The organism is Shewanella abyssi (assembly GCF_023284025.1).
In the GTDB taxonomy this organism is placed as follows: Bacteria; Pseudomonadota; Gammaproteobacteria; order Enterobacterales; family Shewanellaceae; genus Shewanella; species Shewanella abyssi.
Genome location: NZ_JAKIKR010000014.1, coordinates 67,829 through 91,739, shown reverse-complemented (window position 1 = coordinate 91,739; position 23,911 = coordinate 67,829). Strand labels below are relative to the sequence as shown.

General features: G+C 43.8%; 15 protein-coding genes. 8 read left to right on the top strand and 7 right to left on the bottom strand.

The genetic code is table 11. The features are described 5' to 3' along the window. The first annotated feature begins 891 nt into the window (after window positions 1–891). Window positions 892–1,329 carry a hypothetical protein gene (locus L2755_RS08590; RefSeq protein WP_248980269.1) on the top strand — a complete coding sequence of 146 codons (438 nt, stop codon included), beginning with the start codon at window positions 892–894 and terminating at the stop codon, window positions 1,327–1,329. A 440-nt stretch (window positions 1,330–1,769) separates the two neighbouring features. On the opposite strand, the gene L2755_RS08585 is transcribed toward L2755_RS08590, so the two are convergent. Together L2755_RS08585 and L2755_RS08580 are read right to left on the bottom strand one after the other, a co-directional pair. Then, window positions 1,770–4,508 carry a hypothetical protein gene (locus L2755_RS08585; protein WP_248980268.1) on the bottom strand — a complete coding sequence of 913 codons (2,739 nt, stop codon included), beginning with the start codon at window positions 4,506–4,508 and terminating at the stop codon, window positions 1,770–1,772. A 345-nt stretch (window positions 4,509–4,853) separates the two neighbouring features. Continuing rightward, window positions 4,854–5,897, bottom strand: a complete 1,044-nt coding sequence (locus L2755_RS08580; protein WP_248980267.1) for a flavin-containing monooxygenase — start codon at window positions 5,895–5,897, stop codon at window positions 4,854–4,856. Window positions 5,898–6,354: 457 nt separating this feature from the next. On the opposite strand from L2755_RS08580, the gene L2755_RS08575 reads away from it, so the two are divergent. After that, a complete protein-coding gene (locus L2755_RS08575) occupies window positions 6,355–7,557 on the top strand; it encodes a dicarboxylate/amino acid:cation symporter (protein WP_283102765.1) in 1,203 nt (400 codons plus the stop codon). 139 nt (window positions 7,558–7,696) lie between these two features. Here L2755_RS08575 and L2755_RS08570 read toward each other — a convergent pair whose 3' ends face one another. Then, window positions 7,697–8,968, bottom strand: coding sequence for a YeeE/YedE thiosulfate transporter family protein (locus L2755_RS08570; protein ID WP_248980266.1), 1,272 nt, complete (start codon window positions 8,966–8,968; stop codon window positions 7,697–7,699). A gap of 253 nt (window positions 8,969–9,221) precedes the next feature. Further along, window positions 9,222–10,241: an alpha/beta hydrolase gene (locus L2755_RS08565; RefSeq protein ID WP_248980265.1), complete on the bottom strand. Its 1,020-nt coding sequence runs from the start codon at window positions 10,239–10,241 to the stop codon at window positions 9,222–9,224. A gap of 89 nt (window positions 10,242–10,330) precedes the next feature. Between L2755_RS08565 and L2755_RS08560 the strand changes: the two genes are divergently transcribed. The 3 genes from L2755_RS08560 to L2755_RS08550 all read left to right on the top strand — a co-directional run bounded on the left by L2755_RS08560 (window position 10,331) and on the right by L2755_RS08550 (window position 16,189). Next, window positions 10,331–12,091, top strand: coding sequence for a sensor domain-containing diguanylate cyclase (locus L2755_RS08560; protein ID WP_248980264.1), 1,761 nt, complete (start codon window positions 10,331–10,333; stop codon window positions 12,089–12,091). A 580-nt stretch (window positions 12,092–12,671) separates the two neighbouring features. Continuing rightward, on the top strand, window positions 12,672–14,807 hold the full coding sequence (locus L2755_RS08555) for a bifunctional metallophosphatase/5'-nucleotidase (RefSeq protein WP_248980263.1): 2,136 nt from the start codon (window positions 12,672–12,674) through the stop codon (window positions 14,805–14,807). Window positions 14,808–14,962: 155 nt separating this feature from the next. Then, a complete protein-coding gene (locus L2755_RS08550; protein ID WP_248980262.1) occupies window positions 14,963–16,189 on the top strand; it encodes a YibE/F family protein in 1,227 nt (408 codons plus the stop codon). A 154-nt stretch (window positions 16,190–16,343) separates the two neighbouring features. Here L2755_RS08550 and L2755_RS08545 read toward each other — a convergent pair whose 3' ends face one another. Next, window positions 16,344–17,225 (bottom strand): LysR family transcriptional regulator, encoded by an 882-nt coding sequence (locus L2755_RS08545; protein WP_248980261.1) that lies wholly within the window; start codon window positions 17,223–17,225, stop codon window positions 16,344–16,346. Between the two features lie 94 nt (window positions 17,226–17,319). On the opposite strand from L2755_RS08545, the gene L2755_RS08540 reads away from it, so the two are divergent. Together L2755_RS08540 and L2755_RS08535 are read left to right on the top strand one after the other, a co-directional pair. After that, window positions 17,320–17,760 (top strand): PACE efflux transporter, encoded by a 441-nt coding sequence (locus tag L2755_RS08540; protein ID WP_248980260.1) that lies wholly within the window; start codon window positions 17,320–17,322, stop codon window positions 17,758–17,760. 323 nt (window positions 17,761–18,083) lie between these two features. Next, on the top strand, window positions 18,084–18,725 hold the full coding sequence (locus L2755_RS08535) for a DUF1707 SHOCT-like domain-containing protein (protein ID WP_248980259.1): 642 nt from the start codon (window positions 18,084–18,086) through the stop codon (window positions 18,723–18,725). Window positions 18,726–18,924: 199 nt separating this feature from the next. Here L2755_RS08535 and L2755_RS08530 read toward each other — a convergent pair whose 3' ends face one another. Both L2755_RS08530 and L2755_RS08525 read right to left on the bottom strand, forming a co-directional pair. Next, window positions 18,925–20,088, bottom strand: coding sequence for a saccharopine dehydrogenase C-terminal domain-containing protein (locus L2755_RS08530; protein ID WP_248980258.1), 1,164 nt, complete (start codon window positions 20,086–20,088; stop codon window positions 18,925–18,927). Between the two features lie 55 nt (window positions 20,089–20,143). Further along, the gene (locus tag L2755_RS08525; RefSeq protein ID WP_248980257.1) at window positions 20,144–21,223 is read right to left on the bottom strand and encodes a saccharopine dehydrogenase; all 1,080 of its coding nucleotides are present in this window, start codon (window positions 21,221–21,223) and stop codon (window positions 20,144–20,146) included. 172 nt (window positions 21,224–21,395) lie between these two features. Here L2755_RS08525 and L2755_RS08520 point away from each other — a divergent pair, with 172 nt between their 5' ends. Beyond that, on the top strand, window positions 21,396–23,771 hold the full coding sequence (locus tag L2755_RS08520) for an aminotransferase class III-fold pyridoxal phosphate-dependent enzyme (RefSeq protein ID WP_248980256.1): 2,376 nt from the start codon (window positions 21,396–21,398) through the stop codon (window positions 23,769–23,771). The last annotated feature ends 140 nt before the right edge of the window (window positions 23,772–23,911 follow it).

Genomic DNA, 23,911 nt, shown 5'->3' with positions numbered 1-23,911 from the left:
GAATGAGAGGCATGGATGCCGAACTAGCCTTTTAGCATGGAGGCTAGTTCGGCATCCATGCCTCTCATTCGGAAGCTTGATAACCTTGTTATCTTTCACCAGAATATGGATGGTCACAGCCGTATCTACACTGGACTATGTCAAGCAAGAGCCCCGCCACTAGAGTTTGTTTAAGGTGAATATTCGCTATCTACAAGCCGTTTACTGGCAGCATTGTCGTAGCCAAAAAGATATGCCGGTCCTATCTTTTTCTGGGCCAAAAGACAAAACAGCCATATCGTTCATGATTTTAACTGGCCGTTAAGCTATGTATACATGCAGTAATGTTGGTGACGGCGAGCTATCCAGATAAAAAGTCATATTAGACTGGATCGCTTGCTATTGTTAATAAAAATAACGTAGCTTAACTTCAATTGGATGCGGAATTAACTTACTTATTTTCTAGAAATTTAAGGAGATTTTCGCTGCTATGCTGACTTTTGCAAAAGATGTTTTTGAGGTGGTAATGGAAATACTTTAAAACCAAGATGTTATTAGCTAACCCTTGATTATTCTAACCTAACAGACAATCAAGGCATGTATATAAATGATCGCGCTACAATGATATGACTTAATGGAGTAAGTATGACACAACAAGATTTGGCTAAAGAAATCATTAAAATTAAGCACTCACAAAAATGGCTTTTAATTTATTGTATTACAGTTTCTATTATCACCTTGGTTGGGTTTTCTACCTGAGCATTTACAACTAATCATTCAAAATTTGATGAAATTGATGTTCAACGAATCAATTTCAAAGAGCCGGACGGGACAATTCGCCTCACTATCTCCAATAGAACGCTATTCCCTGGCGCATTTATTAAAAATAAAGAGGTTAAACATCCAAGACCAATGGCTGGAATGCTCTTTTTTAATGATGAAGGAACGGAGAATGGAGGCTTAATATTTAACGGGGCATTAAAAGAGGATGAAACTGTATCTAGCGGAGTTAGTTTAACATTTGATCGGTATCAGCAAGATCAACAAATGCAATTACTTGGAGTTGATGCTGGTGGGAAACACTTTGCAGGCCTAACGTTTAGTGATGTTTCTGATGGAATTGAGCGACCAGCATTTTCCGATAAAGATAGTCGACTTTCTGAACAAGGAGATTACGCAATAACTAAACGCGTTTTCCTTGGAAAAACTGCTTCAAAAAACTCATTACTCAAGCTACTGGATGCCCAAGGCAAGTCTAGAATTGAATTTAAAGTAACGCCTGAAGGTGAGTCTACAATCACTTTTTATGATGAGAATGGGAAACCATCAAAAGTTATTACGGCTGACTAAAAGCAAATAAGTGCCTTTTATTAAATAGTTAACCCCCCAATCTAGACTAGAAAAAAGGGGGCTTTATTTTTGCCGTTATCTGTTTTCCTGAATGTGGCTCATTAAGTATTTGGCATCTTTCCATACACCGCCGAGGGTGGCTGAACCGCGGGTGTATAGCCAAGGTAGGCCGATGAAATATAACCCATCGACATCTTTACTGACCCCGCGATAATTACTTGGGTAGTTCAATTCATCGAAAGAGATATCTTCAAACTCAAGACAGCCATATTTTTGTGGCTCTTAACTTTAAGAAACCTGATTGCGCTAGTGTATTCGCCAGCTTGACGCGAATAGGATTATTTATGAATGAAAATACTCCACATAGACGTTACACGTTACACTCAGTCTGTCTTTACCCAGACTGAGAGCTTATAAAACAAGCTCTCAATCAATCGGCACTATCGAATCAAGTACATTGCATTTTCCGTTGCAAAATTCAACGATGGTGGTCGAAGTTCAGTTGCCGAGGTTAGCTGCATTGAATTGGGCGAAACTGCACCATGTAATGCAGGACTTTGCCAAATAATACCTCCCATTACAGAAGAACGCATCGATATTGAACAGAATGGATTAGCACTTCCATCACATGAACCTATAAGTATGTTATTAGAAGCTAAAGGTTGGCTAATGCTCTTAATCTCCCCCCCAACCGTAAACGAACCAATGACACTTAGTGCATTATCAAGTATCAGTATGTTCGCCCTCTTAGGCGTCACACAAGCAAGTTCAGATGCATTTGCTAATAAATTCACACTGCTACAGCTTATAAAGTCACTACTCGATAATACAAAACCACTCTCACTTTGAATAAATCGCTCGACAACGTTAATGACCTCACCGTCACTTCCTTTTTTCAACGCTGTTATCGCAATAACAAACTGACCCGCGACATTAGGCGCAATATCAGCGTCTAAAATATTGATATAACCTTTAGGTTGATAATTCCAAATAACAGACTGATTATTCAAATCTTCAATTTTCAGTTGATAACTATTAACTACAATGAGATCTGAATAGCCATCACTATTAATGTCTGCATTTTCAATTTTTAATATTTTTATCGTGGGAGGAGTAATTTGAGATTGATTTGGAAACATCTCTTTTTGCCAAAGAGTCGCTCCAGAACTTAACTCTTTCGAAAATAATGTACCCATATTACCTGATTCAGAAACGAGACCAACGACAACTTCGGTAATACCATCTGAGTTCGCGTCAAATACATCAACAGTACTTACTCTTCCCTTCAAAGAAAACTCTGAACTATAAAATGAATGCTTATCTCTTTGTCCATCGTTAGCAAAGCTATATATATCCCAAGTATTCGAGAGGTCATAAAACAATGCTTTTTTCTCGCCATCTTCAGTAATGACATTCCCAATAGAGTGGTAGCTCCCGATAGATTTAGCCGCTGAAGTATCCCATGAAACCCATGGGGATGGACTGATGTCGATAGCTACAATTGAATAAGACCCAGTTCCAAAAATCTCAACATCCCCATCGCCATCAATATCAGCACTGGTGATACTCGAACTAGAAAAAGCAGACATATCCCACAAAAACTGCATATCGGTTGCAGAATAGGTTGTTAGTTTCCTACCTATACATGAGCCTGTAAGAATGATCTTATCGTTATCTATATTGAGGTTTGCTACATGTAAACTGCAAATTGGCGCTGCCAATATTAGCTTTTCAATTGGAGTGTTTATGCCATATTTGACGATTTGAATATTATCATCGACATACTGCCCTTTGGGTTCATATAGAATGATCTCATCAGCATCATCGTTATCAACGTCTGCCAAAGTAAACAACTCACCAAGGGGGCTGCTGTACTGCCACTCAAGCAAATTTAAGCCTATATCAAACACGGCACCATTATTTAAAACGATTTGCTTTGAACCATCGCCTGTTACGCTGCCAATTTTTATACGACTGGGTTGGGATAGTAGACTCTGTTGATGACTAATCGATTGAGAGCCAGTATCCCATACCAAAATAACGCCTTTAAAATCAAAATTACAGTTACCACAGGAAAGAAGAAATACGATATCGGCATCACCATCGCTATCTATGTCATCGACCGCAAAATCAACAAATTGCGTTCCATATACCTGCTCAAATAACTCGATAGGTAAAACAAATTCAGACTCATTGGTTAAAGGATTAATTGATACAACTTTATCAGTAGTCATTGCAATAATATTGTGTAACCCATTTTGATTAAAATCATAATGAGTTACTTTATTAGGACTCAAAGAGTATGGGTAAACCCACTGCTGAATATACTCTTCGCCTTGCTTATTTAAGAGTGTTATCACTTGCTCTTTAGTTACTAATAACAGACTCTTAACTTGCTTTGATATAAAGTTAGCCACAGCAATGTCATCATGTCCCCGTCTAGCAGACACCGTTGCATGAGCACTCACCGAAATAGGTGAATTGACCTCAACCATTGCCTGCTTAATCACATCTAAACCCGCTATCGTAAACGCAAAATTAATCTGTTGCTGCTGCGAGAACGCTATCGGCTTAGCCACCCAAGTCACTTCCCCCGCTGGCGAAATAGACATGCCGTCAGGCCCATATAGCAACTCTGGAATATAACCAGTATCTGATTTGGTTGTAACTTGAAAAGAGACCAAATCACCATAATTAACCACTTTAGGCAGAGGGCTCAAAGTAATAATGGGATCCATGACAAACTCACCAACAGAATCAACTCCCTCAACAGCCCTAAACCAGCTCATTTTATTTTTTTCAGGAAAGCTAACAAAGTACGGAGGGGAGCCTATCATCGTTGCAATGATTGCTGAACCAGGGCCACAGGGATTTGGAGCATGGCTGGTAATGTTAAATGTTAAAGAGTGCTTATCTCCTTCATTGACTTGTTCTTGGAACAGGTAAGTTCCTCGTGAAACTTGGTCATTGAAGGTCATTTCCCAAGAAAGGTCACTGTTGAACTGATAGGTTTCGGTACATCCTCCATCAGGATTAACTAATATCCATCGACCTTGAATCGTATTGCTGACCGTTGTTATCGGTGGAATACTAGGGCCATCAGGTGAGCCAGCAGAGTCGCCACCACCACACCCTGAAATAAATAATATAATTAAAAACAACAGTCCATTTTTTAACATACAAAGTCCTTTATATAACTATATCCATTGCCGAACAGCTCATTCGCACCAATGTTACCATACTAAATCAACAGCTTACTCGCTATAAACTGGATTATAATTCATCCATGATTTTAAAATGATTTTCATACTAAGACACCAGTTAAGATACTGCAGACGAAGGCGCCGGACACTTTCAAATAAACCAGCAAGACCTAAAAAAACCATCCGCTTACGTATCAACTATTATCACTAATAGAGCTCAAAAACTACAACACAATCCGGTCTTTATAACAAAAGACGTTACTTGGGGACCATTAAGCAGTCCCCATCTAGCGCTAGAAAATTGGCGCTTTATTTTTGCCGTTATCTGTTTTCTTGAATATGGCTCATCAAATATTTTGCATCTTTCCAGACGCCGCCGAGGGTGGCTGAACCGCGGGTGTATAGCCAAGGTAGGCCGATAAAATATAATCCATCGACATCTTTACTGACCCCGCGATAATTACTTGGGTAGTTCATTTCATCAAAAGAGATATCTTCAATCCAAAAGAAGTTGGGTTTAAAACCGGTAGCCCAAATGACATTTTTGATGCTGCTGATACTGCCTTTTTGAAACTTGATACTGCTTTCATCGGCTGACAATGTTCTGCCCATATGGATCACATTGCTTTTGGCTAGAAGCGACTTCACGTCAGTGCCAATCACCGGCTGTACGCCGTTGCTCAGCCATTTACCGATTTTGCTAAAACGGGTAACCGATAGAAAACCAATCTTAGTGAACCACCACCATAAGGTTTTGCCTAAAAAAGATTGTGGGATCGCAGTGATTTTATCGGTACCAGAGAAGTGTACTTTACGTCCGGTATCGGCAATTTCCGATAAAATTTGCACCCCTGAATCACCGGCTCCGACCACCAAACAGTCGCCCTCTTGTAGCTGTGCTGGGCTTTTATAGTTTTCACTGTGTAGTTGGGTAATATCTGCTGCGATGTCGACATGGCAAGCGGGAGTATAGGGCGTATGAAAGGGGCCTGTGGCGATAATCAGCTGCTTGGCTTGATAGCTTGCCGTGCCGCTGGTGATCTCAAAAATACCATCCACTTTTTTTACTGCGGTGATTCTTTGATTGAATTCAATCGGCATCGAAAATTTTTCGACGTAACTTTTTAAGTAGTCTGCCACTTCATATTTATTGGGGTAATAGCCTTTAGGAAAAGGAAATGGCATACCTGGAAGATGGTTGTATTCGGTAGGGGTGAAGAGCTTTAAAGAATCCCAACGCTTTAGCCAAGGCGCGCCAATGTGTTCGTTGGCATCTAAAATTAAGTAGTCTTTGTTATTCTTCGATAAGTTATAAGCCATAGACAGTCCAGACTGACCAGCGCCGATAATGATAAATTCTTTCATGGTTTCCAAATGCGTACATATCGTTATTATTTTGCGCAGTATTCTAACAGATCATGACCCTTAAACTGACTAATGCTGAAAATGGTCAATGGCCTTAGTGTAAAGCTTGGCGTATCACTTAAGATAAACAAGGGCTTAAGAAAGGACAGTCCAGCCATATCTTTTTGCTTTAAAGCTTCCCCTACCAAGCGGTCAAATAAAAAGCGGCAACTGCATATATCAAAATCAGCGCGACTAATCCCGACTTAATTTTAACGATTTACTACATTTTACCTATACTTTTTAAAGATAACTCAATGATAGTTTGATTTGTTTGAAGAAGGGTGAGATTACCTCTTATTGAAGTGCTGTTTCACAGTGCCAAATATACTTGTGTGATAACTTTAGCCCCCTTCAGCAAAAGCTAATAAATCAGTTCAACAACGGAGTTAACGTGGGAATTCGAGATAAAAAATTAATGCACAACATAGGCCTTCAGGTGGTCATTGCCATGATAATTGGTGCATTAGTCGGCTTTTTCATGGGAGAAGACGCCGCCATATTTGGGCCGCTTGGCACCCTATTTATTCATCTAGTTAAGATGCTCGTCATCCCCTTAGTCGTGGTCTCCATTATTGCCGGTGCTGCCAGCTTAGGTAACAGCCCCTCGGCGGGTAAGATAGGTATTGGCACCTTTGCCTTCTTTATTATCACCTCGGGCATTGCCGTTACACTTGCACTGGTCATGGGCAATATATTCAAGCCCGGAGCTGGAGTGGACTTTACTGCTCACAGTCAATCACTCACCCAAGTCACCGCAGAGCAAGGAGCACTGCCGAGTGCGATGGATACTCTGATTGGCATGATCCCAACCAATGTGTTCGAATCTATGACCTCGGGGAATATCTTGCAGATCTTAGTCTTCTGCATCTTCTTCGGTATCGCCTTGAGTAAAGTGAAAGGCGATGGCGCCAAACCCTTTATCAATGGCCTCAACACTGTCGTTGAAGCCTTTATATGGATGATCAACTGCGTGATGATCATCGCACCGTTAGGTGTTTTCGGTCTGATGGCTGAATCAGTAGGCTCGTTTGGATTTCAGGCTTTGGAAGTGGTCTTGAAGTTATTCGTGGTGTTTGTGGTGGCGATTCTTATCTACGGCTTCATCTTCTTTCCGTTGATCGTGAAGTTTTTCTCAAACGTCCCCGCGATGAAGTTTGTCTCGGCGATGAAAAAGCCACAAGCGATGGCGCTGTCTACCGCATCATCTATGGCCACCTTGCCAATCACTATGGAAACCTGTGAAAAAGAACTCAAGGTCTCGAAGGCGACGGCCGCTTTTGTATTACCATTGGGTGCGACCATTAACATGACAGGTAACGCCATCTACTATGGCTTGGTCGCCATGTTCTTTGCCCAGATGTATCAAATCGACTTAACCATGACAGCCTATGTCGCCATTATCTTCACGTCGACCCTAGGTGCCATCGGTCAAGCGGGTGTGCCGGGCCCCTCTTTCTTGGTCGTTGCTGTGCTGCTTGCTGCTGGGATCCCGATTGACGGGCTGCCACTGCTGTTCGCCCTAGACCGTATATTTGATATGATCCGTACCTCACTGAACATTACCGGCGACGCCGTCTGTGCTGTGGTGATGGATAAGTTCAACCCTGAACACAAATAGCTGATGGCTTAGCCAAGCCTATTTGTCGTCACGAAAGACGGGATAGGCAACCGATTAGCTTAACAGTGCAGGATCCCATCCTGCACTGGCTACATGGGGTAAAGCGCTTGATTTGGCTTCAATATGCGTAATGTTGACGTTACTTCATCACCGCTTGTTGGAAACGATTACCTGCGATAGCGCCGCCAATCAATACCAGTAAATACACCCATCCCGATAATGAGAAATTGGCGATAGGGGTGAACAATGCCCCCACATTACAGCCATTAGCAAAGCGAGTACCCAATCCCATTAATAATCCGCCTAAAGCAAAAAGCGCGAACTGTTTAGCAGAGTGGTTAATGGCAAATGAAAACTTAAATTTACCCATAAACAACACCGCGATTAAGGTGCCTAAGGCGATAGCAAAGTTTTGCACCGACACGCCATGTTCAAAAAAGGGCGTGGTAAACATCGCTGCAGGTCGCTGGCTTATCTCGGTAATGGTGTTTAACTCGACGCCAAACAACATCAAGCCCTTGGCAAACCAAATACCAAAGGGTGTCGACGCTCCCCAGCCTGAGCCAGTGCTTGCCATCATGATGCCAAAAATTACCGCGATGACTAATGCGGTGGAGCGCATTTGCCAGAGGTTGGCGAACCAATTTTGATATGTTTCACGGCTGAATAATCTGAAGGGTTTTTCTGCACCGTCTTGATTGCTTTGGCGCTGAAGATTTTGACGTTCAATCTCACCCGAGACACCCAAATATGAGCCGTTGCGGCGGCGATAGTTTTCATACTTTTTGGCAATAACCACCACGATTAGGGCAAAAAATAGGGTCAATAATATCGACATGAAATAACCATTAAGCGGCGTACCAGCAAACAAGTCCGGTAAAAATACACCTTTACCTTGATAGCTTGCAGATGAAAACCACGAGTCCGTTATCCAGCTTTGACTGCTTTGTAATGGAAAGCCAAAGAAGACACCAGCACCAAAAAACAGCAATGTAGTGGCGGCTCTTGGAACATCACTAACAAACTCCACCATCACGCCGGTTGCGCAGCAGCTTGATAGGCTCATACCAGCGCCAAACATGATGCCACCGATGAGCAGTCCGGCATTAATGGGGTTAATCCATAAATCATAATGCTGGCTGTCAGAATTAAGCAGTAACCCCGCATTGATGACTGCCGTGACGACAAACATAAACATGAGGGTTTGTAGTAACTGCGTTGAACCACGGCGGTAGGCGCGGTTAATGCTGCCCGCAAAACCAATGGATCCTTTGACTAAAGCGAAGCCTAAACTGAGGCCTAATAACAAGCGTAAAAAGAGTCCGTCATTAGCCAATTGTGTCGCGCCAACCACTAACGACAACAGTAAAATTATTACGGCCATCACCGCTTGATTCTTATTTATAACCACAACATCTACCAACTATGTTTAATAACAATTTTCAAACATAAAACAAACAAAACGTTATGTTTTTCAAACGCTTTATCGTTCCAGTCATTTAGGTTGGAGATTGTGGTGAATCTGTCTGTTGCTGTCTATCGCTATAGCTTGTTTTAGATAGACCCCTTTGTAATAACTCATGCGGTTGTGGTCATTGCAGTAAAAAATTACATACCACGACTATCGGGGCTTATTAGCATTTTCAGACTATCGCTTGCCGTCCTTACTTTTGCTTTTCATCCGCAACCTCACCCTCTTTCAGCTGCTCTGATATTGAGTTGCCGATATATTGATGAGCCGTTAAAAGAATAGAAAAGTGATTCTCACCAGCTACTTTTTGCAGTGTATGAACGGCATTTTTTGGAGGGTTGGCCTCGGCAAAGGCGATGACTTTATTGGCATCGAAGGCTTCGTCCTTGTCACCGATCCATAAATCGTAACGTTGCAGCTGTGTCAGTTGTTCATCGGGCGCTGCGGGAGTCAACGCATTAGACATATTGACGGTATTAAACGATACGATCTTGGGATTGTCATCTAAGACCTGCTGCGGGAAATGATATTGCACCGCCTTTGAATGTCCCATGAGTAAACCGCCACTCATCGCATTAGCCACAAAAGAGGATACGCTAACCGTGGTAAACGAGAACGGTTTGGGTTCATCGTGTTCTGTCTCTGAACGGTGACCAAAATAGGGTGCAACAAAAAAATAACCATCAGCAGAGTAGTGTTGCTTCCAGCTTGAATAATTGAGTATTAACCCCGAACCCGATGAATGACCGGCCATATACAGTGGCAAGCTAGGGTAGCGCTGACGTGCATATTCAATGACACTATTGATGTCTTGCCACACCTGCTCCTTATCGGGTGCATCCCCCCTAGGGCCTGATGATGAACCGTGACCACGAATATCAGGCGTAAATACTGCTATGTTAAATTCATCCCGTAATCCGCCACCAACATGGGGGTAAATGAGGCCACTATGGGCGCCGGCACCATGATAGAAGATAACCATCGCTTTAGGATCTCGAGGTAAGTAAGCCCGTAGCGCGAGTGTTTCACCATCGCTGGCAGTGACATAGTCGAGCGCGGGGAGAGATGCTAAAGGTGCAGCTTTTATTTCACTAAGAGAGAAGAAATTGCTCGGCGCGTTATCTGCAACAACGGCCGTACTGTCGTCTGCTAAAGCAGGACTAGCAAAGTGTATAAGGCTGGCGACCATTAACTTGAAGGTTATTTTTTTCATATTGTTTCCCTGAATAAAGAAATATAACGACCCAACCCGGTCGATGAAACTTCGTTTGTCTTTAAACACTATTTTGTACTTGTGCATCTATGTTAATGTTACCTCATCAACAATTGCAACAAATGGACAACATGAAAATCAACAGTGTCTCGGCATTAATGTTGCTTTGGATGGTGACTTACTTCACCTCTTTTTCAAGCTTCGCTGCGTTTGAAACCCAGCTTACAGACACTGCCGATGTTGTCATCCAAGACATCAAAATTTGGCGTAAAATCGATGTCGAGCCAGACTCACCTCCAGCATCGCTTGCTGCACTTAAACATTTATATCGTGCATCAGCCCCTAGCAATACCTCATTGGTTAACCATTCTGGTGCCTATGTCGCCCGACTAAAACTGAATAATCCAGCTGCACAGGAAGCAAGCTGGTTTGTTAGAATAAATGCCAACTTTGTTGATCAGGGTCTTAGCTTCTGGGAGTCAGAACAATACGTCAATAATCATCCGATTAACTTTTCACAACATGGGGATATAAACACTCCTAAGTTAATGCATACCCAGGCTTTTGGATTACACTTACGGCAACAAGAAAGTGGCTACCTTTGGCTTTATATTAAAGCTGAGCATTATGCGCTGCCGCTAACGGTAGAGATCATTAACAGCGCCCGTTTTTACCACAAGCAGTTTATCACCAATACGGTGACACTCTTTTCTATTGCGACCATGCTCACACTGGCCGCTATTGCTTTAATCCTGTATATCAAAACACGTTTAACAGTCACTCTTGCCTGCTCTGCTTATATTGGCCTACACGGTGTTGGTTGGGCAGCGTCCTCTGGATTAATCGATGATATTTTTAATATCCAGAGTATTAACACCACTTATCTTGGCATCATGCTGTTTCCATTTGCCATCGCTTCGGCCAGCCAATTTACTAAGTTATTATTCGACTTCGATTCTTTACATACCCGTCTGGCGAAATTCTTCAATGGGCTGTCTATTGTTTGCCTGATTGCGGGTTTGCTAATGCCTCTGTTAGCCTTTTCAACCTCTTTTGCTATTTCCCATATTATTGCGCTAATCTGGGTGCCGCTTGCCATTATTGTCGGTTGGAAAATGCTGTCCTATAGTGATTTCAGGGCCAAGTATTTTCTATTCGGCAATCTTCTATATGGCCTGTCTATGCTTTACTATATTTTGTCTCATAGCGCCGTGTTTACCGGACAACAACATGCCGAGCTTGTCGTTATGTTGGCGTTAACCGGTGATTGCTTTTTCATACTGCTCTCGCTAGCAGCTTGGTTACAACAACAAAAGCAGGATTACTCTCGCAGCTACTATCAGGCCAGAATCGATCCCTTAACTCATATAGGCAACCGCTATGCTCTAAGTGAAGCGTTAACCAAAGTCGATGACCAATACATTATTGCCTTTATCGATTATGACGGGATTAAACAGGTTAACGATAAGCTCGGTCATCATCAGGGCGACGCCTTATTGCGCTATGGTGCTAAAACCATGGCAAATGCCCTTGATAGTAACGGTGAAGTATTTCGTACTGGCGGTGATGAGTTTGTTTGGCTACTCAACAGTCAATTGTTTAGCCATTTTCCGGAAGTGAGAAAGGAAATTGAGCTGATGATGGCTCAATGCCAAACTGCAATACAATCGAAATGGCCACAATCAGGGATAAGTTATGGAGTCGCCCACGCTGAGGAAAGTATCAATCAATCTGAATGCCTTGCCCTCGCCGATAAACGTATGTACCAACATAAGCGCAGCAAAGATAAACCTCCGTTAGCCGATAACATAACGGATAAAAATACAGAATCATCAATTTCAGCCAGCTAAGCATAATTTACTGAGCCTCGGTTTGTATCTAAATACCGATAACTTTAGCGACCAATATATTACCCATTAGTGAATAACAGCTTTCGAAATCAATATTAGCCATTCAAAATGACCTTCTAATTACAATTAACATAAAGTATTTCAAATAAAACTCCAATCCAGCTTATATCTAGCTTGTAAACATTCAATATCAGTTATTCAGTAGGAAATCGCGTTCTTTAATCACTTAAATGTCTCATTTTGTAACACGTTATGTGTGAACCTGATCACCGCTATTAATATTAAAGCCGATACAATTCATAACAGTTAATTAAAAGTTACTACAAAGTAGCTAATTAACCATTAAGTAATTTACTGAGACACTGAGGCGCTTTATTGAAGTTTTCGGCACAACACAGTGCAATGATTTATTTAGACACTCCTTATTTATAGAAGGTTTATATATTTAATCAAAAGCACTTTACCGATATTTTAATAACTTATTGAGACTAATTCTTAATCTCAATATTAAAATAATACAACTCGCCTTAGTCAATATAGGTGCAAATAATGCATCGTTAAAATTAATACGGGGTTGAACATGAAAAAAATCACTCGCAGTGTACTGTGCTTAGCAGTGCTCGCGGCTTTAGCAGGTTGCAACGATGATGATACAATTATTAATACCGACAGTGGTTATGCACCTGTGGCCACCCAAGGTAAAACACTCACTAACACGGCAGATATCATCGTAAAGAGTCAAAACGAAGTCGATGAAGTCACCATCACTATCGGCGCAACATCGGATCTTCACGGCCGCATCTTTGGCTATGACTACGCACTCGATGCGGTAGATTCTGATGCAGGTTTAACACGTATCTCTACCTTGCTTGAAACTGCAAAAGCAAACAATCCAAATATGATCTTGATTGATATCGGTGATACCGTTCAAGGCAACTCGGCGCAACTGTTCAACGATGATCCAACTCATCCCGTTGTATCGACTTTAAACTCACTTGATTACGATCTCTGGGTTCCTGGTAACCATGAATTTAACTTCGAGCGCAGCTTCATCGATCGCAACCTGAATCACTTCAATGGTGCGGTAGTATCGAACAACATCAAGTGGGAAGAGAACGACGCTAACTACATTCGTGCTTTTCAGGTTTTCGAAGTCGATGGTGCTAAAGTCGCTATCGTCGGTGTGAGCCCATCAAATATCCCCAACTGGGAGGCTTCAGCACCTTCACACTTTGCGGGTCTTAAATTTGATGAAGAGCTAGCATCTACTCGTACAGCAGTCGATGAGCTAATCGCAAAGCACAATCCAGATGTGATCATTGGTGCATTCCATTTAGGACGTAGCGCTGAAGGTGGATCGGGTGTTTACAAGATTGCTGCTGAAATGGCTGATAAATTTGATGTCATCATAGCAGGCCACGAACACGCAACTTATATCGAAAGCATTAAAAAAGCCGTTGCAGGTGAAGACATTGCTGCAACCGATATCTCTATTGAAGGTGGTGATACTGCTGAAGATAAGACTGTTTCAGGCACTTATAACGAAGCCAACCGCGCAGAGAGCGTGAAGATTATCGAACCGGGAAAATGGGGTTGGGCACTGGCTAAAGCTGAGATCAAACTTAAAAAGAACACCGATGGCAAGTGGGAGATGGTGGATACTACACTGAGTAACATCACCTCTAAAAATATAGCAGAAAGCCAAACGACGAGTGCACAGTTCCAGTATGTTCACGAAATGTCTTTAGCTGATGCTCAAGAGGTTCTTGGTCTAGTCGGTGGTGACTTCACTCCGGGTACTGGCGCCGATGAAGCGGTACATGAAGATTACAATCAAGAAGCGGGTCGTCTATATTCAACAATTCATACTGCTAAAGTCATGGATACACCCTTGATGGATTTCATCAACGAAACCCAACTTAGAAAATCTGCAGCGGTGGTCTCTGCAGCCTCACTGTTCTCTGATAGCTCTAACCTAGTTGATGGCCAAGAGTACGCCAAGAAAGATTCAACTAACCTGTACAAATATGACAATACTCTTATCGGTATTAACATGACAGGTGCCAATCTTAAACGTTATATGGAGTGGTCTTACACCTACTTTAATACCTACAAAGACGGTGACCTCACGGTATCGTTTGCGAAAGGTGCTAAAGCGTACATGTATGATCAGTTCGGCGGTAAGATTGACTTCGTTGTCGACTTAGCCGGTGAATCATTGACTATGGATGAAAACAACGGGGTGACTAATGAAGGTAACCGTATTGAAATCATCGAAATTGATGGTAAGCCATTTGATGCCGCAGCCACATACAAGGTCGCATTAAACAGCTATCGTTGGGGTTCTAACATTAAGAAGTTTGGCTGGGCAACCGCTGAAGATGTCTATTATGACTCGGTCAACGAGCCTGTTTACGCTATCCGTGACATGCTGACTGAATATGTAGCAGACAACAAAGGCGTCAATGCGAGCGATTTCACCAAGCCTAACTGGGAAATCAAACAGTACCAAGATAATGGGGCAATCACCCTGCTTCGTACAGATGGTGGCGCTGGTGAAGCGTTGTGGAATAGACTGATTAGCAAAGAAATTTGTGTCAACATCGATCCGGACAACCCTAAATACCCAGGGATTTTGGATGCTGTCAATGTTAACGACGTAAACTCATACTCTGTCAATCCAACCAAAGATTATGCCGGTTGTGTCACTGAGTAGATAACACTCAATAAAGGCCTGGTAACAGGCCTTTTTCTATTCTGGCTAATTTGTGGTTATCAACACTCACTGACGTATTAGCTGACCTTAAGATACTTTGTTACTCACTTTAGTTATAGATAACTTATGTTAAAAAAACTTATATTAAAAAAACTATGCTAAAAAATTATCGCTTTACCTTATTCATCGCCCTAGTCTCGACCCTGATTTTCTATATCTCTCCCAGCTTGAGCGACAACTTGAAACCGAAGACACCGTTGCAGCAAGAGTTTGTCGAAGCGCGCGTAGTCTCAGTTATCTCCAATAATCTGGCGCCGGATGCCAGAGTGCCATCGATACTGACGGGCCTACAAGTGATCACCGCAGAGATTTTAGAGGGAGATGAAAGCGGTAAAGTGGTTGAAGTACAAAATCCCCTTAGCAGACAACATAATGTGCTGGTCGGCGAAGGCGACATCTTTATCATGATGATAAGAGATACCCCCAACGGTACCGTATATTGGGCCTACAACCACAAACGCTCGACCGCTATCTACTGGATGTGTTTTGCCTTCTTATTATTGCTGCTCTCTTTTGGCAAGAAAGAGGGATTAAACTCAGTGGTATCGCTCTACTTTACCGCGGCACTGATCATCGGCGTTTTAATCCCAGCTATTTTTGCGGGTTGGAACCCTGTGCTTGTCACCATCATTCTGATGGGATTAAAGATTGTGGTTAATTTTATTCTGGTATCAGGCTATAACCGCAAGAGCTTCTGCGCCATGGGCGGCACCTTATTAGGTGTTATCGCGGCCGGCATTATGGCGCAAGTATTCGGTGAGTTTGCCAACCTTTCTGGGATCTATTTAGATAAAGGCGAAGATGTTATCTATTTGGCGACCCGACCGATTCAGATCCGCTGGCTCATGTTTGTCGCCATTATGATTTCGGCCCTCGGCGCGGTGATGGATGTAGCCATATCGATTGCATCTGCCTATAACGAACTGAAAATTACCGATCCTAAGCTCAGTCCAACACAGCTGATGAAAGCGAGTATGAATATCGGACGAGATATCATGGGCACCATGACCAACACATTAATACTCGCCTTTGCGGGAAGCTCTTTAACCACCATTATGATGGTTTGGGGTCTGGACATGCCACTGACTCAGTTTATCAATACCCCGATTATCGCCTTGAGTATCATTCATGCGTTGGCGGGCAGTGTCGGCATCGTACTGACCATTCCGCTTACGGCTTGGCTAGCACGCTATATGCTCAATGAGCCCAATTGCGCGACTGAATTACCTCAATCTACAGCAGATAAAACAGTAATGACTCATTCTGTCGCAAGCCAGCCCGATAAAGGCCTGCCAGCTACAGCACACAGTCAATCACTATAGTTATTTAACCGTCAGACCTGAATGACTTAATTGAGCAATAGGGCAGTTGCTTAGTTGATAACTCAGGCATGATGCGGATATTCGAAAACGTAAAGCAATGGTTAGCGGTGCTATCTTTTGATCCGATCATCTATGCCAATGATTTAAAGTAGCCTTATTCATCATCTAACAAGTTGACGACCGCATCAGCCAACCAGATTAAAGCGGGGCCCTTGGCCTTTTGTTTTGCCATTACACGGTCAATAGGGACTCGCCACGGCTTATGATCAAAGCTGAGAGTCATTCGTACCATGTCACCCTGCCGCTCGTATTTCTCTGCCATATGAGTGGGAATATAGCCCCACCCTAGCCCCTCTTTTACCATGGCGTTAACGGCATTAAAGCTATTCCCCCACCAGATATGTGAAGAGATGCTAGGGCAATGCGCCAACTCCTGCCCATCAAGACCACGGATCAACAATTGACGGTGCGGGATCAAATCAGCAACGGTGACTAAATCCATTTTGGCCAATGGGTGGGCTGGACTGACAACGCCGTTAAACGGCAAATTACCGACGTAACACAAATCCACATCTTGGGGGAACTCACTACTGGAAAACATCAAGCCTAAATCAGCTCGGCCAGTGTGCACCAAGTTTAATACGTCAGGTGTTGATACGACGTAAAGCTCCAACAGGGTACCGGGGAAACACGTTGCAAACCTATTAAGCATGCTCGTTGTCACCGTAAGTAACGCATCGTCTACCGCCATTTTTATCTGGGTTTCATGGGACAAATTTAGCGCGCTGGTTACCGAGTCAAGCTCATAAGTTTGTCGCAATATCGCTTGCGCAAATGGTAATAATCTCTCCCCATGAGCGGTTAATGAGGGTTTACGGCTAGTACGATCAAACAGTGTGGTATTGAGCTCAATTTCAAGGTTGGCGATCCCCTGACTCACCGCCGACTGCACCTTGCCCAACCGACGAGCACAGGCCGAAAATGACCCCGATTGCACCGTTTCAACAAACATTCTTAGCTGCTCTAGGTTATACATATCACTTTTCCTGATAGTAACTAACTATCTTCTTTCGCCAATATTGATGATTATAGCAACCAAGCAGCACTGAACAACACAAATGAGACTGACTATGAACACTAAAGAACGAATTTTCCACAGCGTATTATTTGAAGCGATAGCGTTAATATTTGTGATCACCGCAGCGACCGTCTTTACCGATGCAGGCGCAAAGTCAGCCACTGGCTTAGCGGTCGGACTATCGTTAATCGCCATGTGCTGGAATTACCTTTACAACCTAGGATTTGACCGCGTATTTGGCTATAACCGCATTGAGCGTTCATTTAAAATGCGCATCGGCCATGGACTCGGTTTTGAGCTGGGTATGGTTTTTACCACACTCCCATTGATGATGTGGGTGCTACAACTAGACTTTATCACCGTCTTTATTATGGATATCGGCGTGGTTATTTTCTTCTTGGTATACGCCATCCTCTACAATTGGGCTTATGACCTGATCCGCCAACGTATCATCTCTAACAGAGCGGCAGTGAGCACTGCCCCCCTTAGATAAATCCACCCTCTCAATATCTGCTATATTTCACATAAAATGAATCATCGAGCTAGGGCTTTCACCGGCCCCCGCTTAGCTAGTTTGCTGATTAAATCCGCTTAAACTAACGGTTAAAAGCATCACATTTTAGTGCTATGGTTAACTATATCGGCTGTTTTAAATATTGCGAAAACGCAACAAAATCATAACATCCTGATTGGCAAGATATTTAGCTAAGCGGCATAGAAAATGCTTACTCTGTAGTCATCAGTCTTTCAAAAAGTCAGTTTAGCCATTTTAATGCAGTATTGCTAAACCTCGATATAAAGCCAAAGGAGCGGCAAATGTCAGTCACGTTAGAAGATAGACCCATAGAGCAGGTTCGTGAACAGGTTATTGATAAGCTCATTGTTAATTATAGTCATGGGATAATATCTGCGGAAGCATTTGAACGCCGTCTCGATGATGCGATGGCCAGTGAATCTCATCAAGAGTTACTCGACTTAGTTGCCGATCTTTCTCTATCTACAGATGACGAATACAGCAGTAAAAAAGATCAGCAATTTACGCCTAATTACTCAAACAAAGAGGCGGATGACACGTTAGTCATCAGCTGTATTCTTGGCAATAATGAGCGTAGTGGCCAGTGGGTTGTTCCAAGAGAGATAAAGCTTAACAATGTGCTGGGTGAAACCACTCTTGATTTTACCGATGCTATTTTTCAGCATCAAAATATCACCATTAAACTCAACTGTATCCTTGGCAACGCTAAGGTATTTATTCCCGAGAATGTTAACGTGATCTGCAAAACCTACTGCGCCATAAGTAGTATTGAAAACTGTGCTCCATCGATGGCAAACCGCCAAGCACCGGTCATCACCATAGAGGGCAAAGTCGTACTCGGTAGCCTTTCTGTATCGGTGAAGCGCACCATCAAAGAGAAGTTTATCGCCTTCGCCAATCAGCTTAAGAATACTTTCAATTAACCTACACTCACAAAAGTGCTAACAACATATGCTGGTCCTTGTCGGAGTGCACTTTTAACGAGTTAACCGACATTTTAAGGCGCATCAACTGGCCCTTTTTATCAATGGGTAATAATCCTTGGAGCGCATAAAAAAGGCTCATCATTATTGATGAGCCTTTACTCTGTAGTCACTGCCGACGAGGCACTAACTCAAATAATTAACCGACTAGCTGATGACGGAATACTTTCTCATTCATCTTGTCTAGTTCATTCAGCCATTTGCCTACGGTTTTTTCATCATGGGGAGCCGGTGAAACACCCAGTACAAGATCGCCAGCAATGAGTGATTCAATAGCGACAGCCACGGTCAAAGAAACCAGACGCGCCATGGCTGAGCCACGCTCATCACCCGCGGCATCGATACCATAGCTTGAGTGCCAGATAGTTTGCTCACCTTGAGGGTCTTTAACTTCGAGTTCAACAGAGAGCACGACGCGATCGGCTTCGCCCGCATCGTATTGGTGCTTGTCCCACAACTCGTCACTTAGCTCTGTTAAACGTGCAAGCCCTGCATCACCAACGGCAGCATCGACCTCGGTAAATAGCTCACTCCAGGCAGTTGACCAACCATTAAGCCTTAGCGTACCGCGGACAAACTCTTGAATATTCCAGTCATCACTAAAGCCATATTGCTGCTGGAATGGCAGCGAATCGCGGTTCGGATAGGCTTGAAAAGTCTCAAGACTGGCGTCACTCATGCGCATATCGAAAGCTGACAAGGCTAACCAAGGTTTTCCAGTCTGCTTAACTTCGCCGTCTTGAGTCCACTGCGCTGGAGATTTAAGGGCTTTTAATACGCCAAGTGGTGACCAGGAGAACTTGTACTTGAATTCATTAGCCACTTTTGGAAAACCACCGCAATAGGAGCGGAAGCTATGTTGATTGGCTTTGTTGAATTTATCCGATGCCTGATATGCAGCAATCAAGGCATGAGCGAGCAGATGATCAAGCCCAGGATCTAACCCCACCTCATTAACGAAGCACAAGTTTAAGGATTTGGCCTTATCATGTAGCGCCTGCATCTCGGGCGAGACGTAACTACTGGAAACGAAATGCGCCTTTTGGCCAAGACATAACTCGGCCACTTGTACATGCAGGGTCGCAGGCAGCATTGAAATAACCACATCGCCGGGATTAATCTCAGCTTCTAGACTGAGCCATTCTAGTTGCTTAGTCGGGATATTGATGCCTAAGCGGCTCACCGCTTGCTCAGCTTTAGCTAAGGTGCGGTTCCACAGTATGAGTTTTTGACCCGATTGAGCGACTTTTTTAATTCCCGGAAGTGAAGAGAGTCCGGCGCCTAGCCAATGGATAGTTTTCATTTTTGTAATCTCTTTAATGTTAATCAATGTGTATGTGATTTATCGGCTTAACTTGTTATACCTGACCGAGTTTGTCGATGAAGATGTTATTTGCTCTCTGCCAAACGCCCAGGGTGAGATCGTCGAGCTGCAGCAGGTGTGGTAGCAGCTGTTGGCAGAAATCCTCGCTACTCTCAACGGGTAGCAGCGAAGGTAAGTGGTCGATGGCGATCAAGTCGACAGGATTTTCTCCGTCGACGATACGCAGACATGGCTCATCAAAGGTGGTACAGCTGGAATAGATAGGCAAAGGATTGTATGTGCCATAAGGATCGCAACTGACATCACAAATAATGGCCAGTCGACGCCCATGAATGTCATTTGTTGTCAGCATCGGCAGAGTAATGAAAGGCGGCAGGGCTTGCTGTACAAAAACGCAATTCACTAGCAGATCAAAATCTAAAATATCCTCGAAAGGGCCACCTATTTGAGTCTCGGCAATATCCCACTCGGTCACATTGGCACCAACACACTTGGCCATCTCTACAGCGCCACGACCACTTCTGCCTTTTGCACCAATCACCAATACCTTAGGCGCCTGAGGAAGCTGGCTTATAGCATTTGTCACATCATCGACCAATGCCTGTTTGCTTGGCATAGATGTCAGTTTAGGCAACACAGGGCCATCGACTTGTTGGCGGCGACCAAATGCTTTGAGAGCCACTGCCGCACCAGCAAAGCCCGCCCAATAACCAAATGCAGCCACGCGGCGCTGCTTGTCATCCACTAAATATTCAAGATCGTATAGCGTACCGTCACCGGATTTAAAACGACGCAGCACATCTTGCCAGCCCTGTTGCTCCTTATACACATGAGCAAAATGGATATGACGATGCGTCAGTGGCCAACTCGCTTCACTGAGCTCTTTCAGCCCTAGGATGATGGTGTCACTAGGGGCACTTTGCCAACTATGAGCAGGCATAATGTCGCAGCCTATCTCTTTGTATGCTTGAGCCGGAATGGCGCTCAGCGCCGACTCTTCGACAGTGATCTTAAAACCCGCTTGCAATAATTGCTCGGCAACGCTAGGGGTCAAGGCAATGCGTTCTTCTAAAGGCTTAGTTTCCGCACGCAACCAAATATGGACTTTTGTCATACCGCTAGATCTCCTGCAAGCCTACCCGCCTGCTAAGGTTTACACACTCAAAGGTGAATGGGTGATAAATTGCTATTGAAAAGCAGTTAGTGTATACAATATTCAGCACTACACAAGTTTAACATTTTAATTACAACTGCACTCACAATCACAATTAGGTTCTAGGAGCATAATGGCAATGGAAGCGCTACAAACGAAGGTCGTCGAATATTCTCCAAACAGCGTAAAAATGCTGGCGCAGAAACATTTTAAGATAGCTGTCGAGGTGAAGGCACTGCCTGGTTATGATGACCTCAACTTTCTGCTTAGCGACAGTGCCGGCAAGCGTTTTATCCTCAAAATTGCTAATGCTGATGCGTCTCTAGCCGAGTTAGATATGCAAAATTCAGCGATGAACTATCTCGACCAACAACACTTCCAGCCCTACCAACTCCCTAAAGTGATAAAGAATCAATCTGGATATGAGATCACTGCTCTGCAGGATAAACACGGCAGACCGAGGCAGATGCGCTTGCTGAGCTATGTGGCCGGTACCTTCTATAGCGAGCACAAACGATTAAATACAACTCACCATCAACAACTTGGCGTCTTGCTGGCTAAATTAGATCTGAGTTTGCAAGGCTTCTCCCATAGAGCGGCGTCACGTCATTTTGACTGGGATCTTAAACATGCTGAGTCGGTGATCCGCGCTAAGGTAGATTTGATTTCAGAGCAATCTCGACGAAAGCAAGTACTGACTATTCTGTCGTTGTTTGAACAGCAAGTGAGCCCTTTTAAAGCTGAGTTGCCACAGGGCGTGATCCACAACGACGTGAATGACTATAACCTACTGCTCAGTAGTGCTGATGAGGATGCTGAGGTCGTCGGCCTGATCGATTTCGGTGACATGGTTCATAGCTATCAAATCAATGAACTCGCTATCGCCTGCGCCTACGCCATTCTTGCTACAGACACGCCGCTTGAGATAATTAAAACCATTACCCTCGCCTATCACCAACATCGACCGCTTAATGGCGCTGAAATCTGGGTCTTATTGCCTTTAATTGCAGCTCGACTTGCGGTCAGCGTATGTAACTCCGCTGAAGCTATTCTGGCTGAGCCAGATAATGATTACCTTATGGTAAGCGCCAAACCTGCCTGGGCCGCTATCGCTACACTGCTCAAATTGGATGCGAAGAGCGCGAGTTTCGAGTTGCAACGGCTGTGTTTTTCATCAAATAGCCCGTCGCCTATCACTGCGGACAACACTCAGTTTGAACGACATCAACACATTCTCAACCAGCGAGAGCAGCGACTATTCAAGACCTTGAGCGTCTCATATCAACAGCCTTTGATCATTGAACGCGGCCAGGGTCAATTTCTACTTGATGAAAACAACATCGCCTACTTAGATATGGTCAACAACGTCTGCCATGTCGGTCACTGTCATCCCGCCGTAGTCGCCGCGGGTCAAACACAAATGGCTAAGCTCAATACCAATACCCGTTATCTCAATGACAATATTCTTCAGTACAGCCAAGCCTTGCTTAAGACCTTTCCAGAGCGTTTATCGGTAGTCATGTTTGTTAATTCAGGCAGTGAAGCTAACGAGCTTGCGATGAGGTTGATGCGCTGCAAGACACAATCGGATGAGTTATTGGTGGTCGATGGCGCCTACCACGGTAATACCAATAAGGCGATCGAGATAAGTCCCTATAAGTTTAATGGTCCTGGCGGTGAAGGGGCCGCGGCGCATATTCATGTCGTGCCCATGCCCGACCCTTATCGGGGTGAGCATAAGGGCATGTCTATCACCACGGGTCAGGCATATGCTCTTCCTGTAGAACAGGCGATCGTACAGTTGCAACAACGCGGTAAGACTCTCGGGGGATATATCTGTGAGTCTTTGCAGGGAGTCGGTGGCAATCTAATCATGCCAAATGGTTACCTTAAAGCCGTTTATAGCGCGGTACGTAAGGCGGGTGGTGTCTGTATTGCCGATGAAGTCCAGGTTGGCTTTGGCCGAGTCGGTACGCATTGGTGGGCATTCGAAACTCAAGATGTAGTACCAGATATCGTCACGTTAGGTAAGCCTATCGGTAATGGTCATCCCATGGCCGCAGTAGTCACAACCAAAGAGATTGCGGATGCGTTTGTCACCGGTATGGAGTACTTCAATACCTTCGGCGGCAACCCCGTTTCATGCGCCATAGGAAAAGCGGTATTAGATGCCATCGATGATGAAAACATGATGCAAAATGCCCAACATACTGGCGACTATATGCAAGCATCTTTGCAGCTATTAAAGCAGCAGTTCGACATCATTGGTGATATTAGAGGTTTGGGCCTCTTTATTGGTGTTGAGCTAGTAGAGGATGAGCAGTTAACCCCAGCAACAGAAAAAGCAAAGACATTAGTCGAGTGGTTCAAGTCGCGTCATATCTTACTGAGCCTCGATGGGCCTTTCAGTAATGTCCTTAAAATTAAGCCGCCGATGGTTTTTAACCACAGCAATGTAGACTACTTTATTGAGCAGCTGACCCAGGGCTTGTCTCAAATAAGTAAGTGATCACTAGACAAAAATATTAAGCCTAGGTCCTTTTGTTTAGTTTACGAGGGCCTTATGGCTAACGTTGTTCAAGGATATTCGGCCACTGCAATGCAACCATTTAAAAATGGTCGTTGCCGCTAAGGAAGCGCCGACACTAA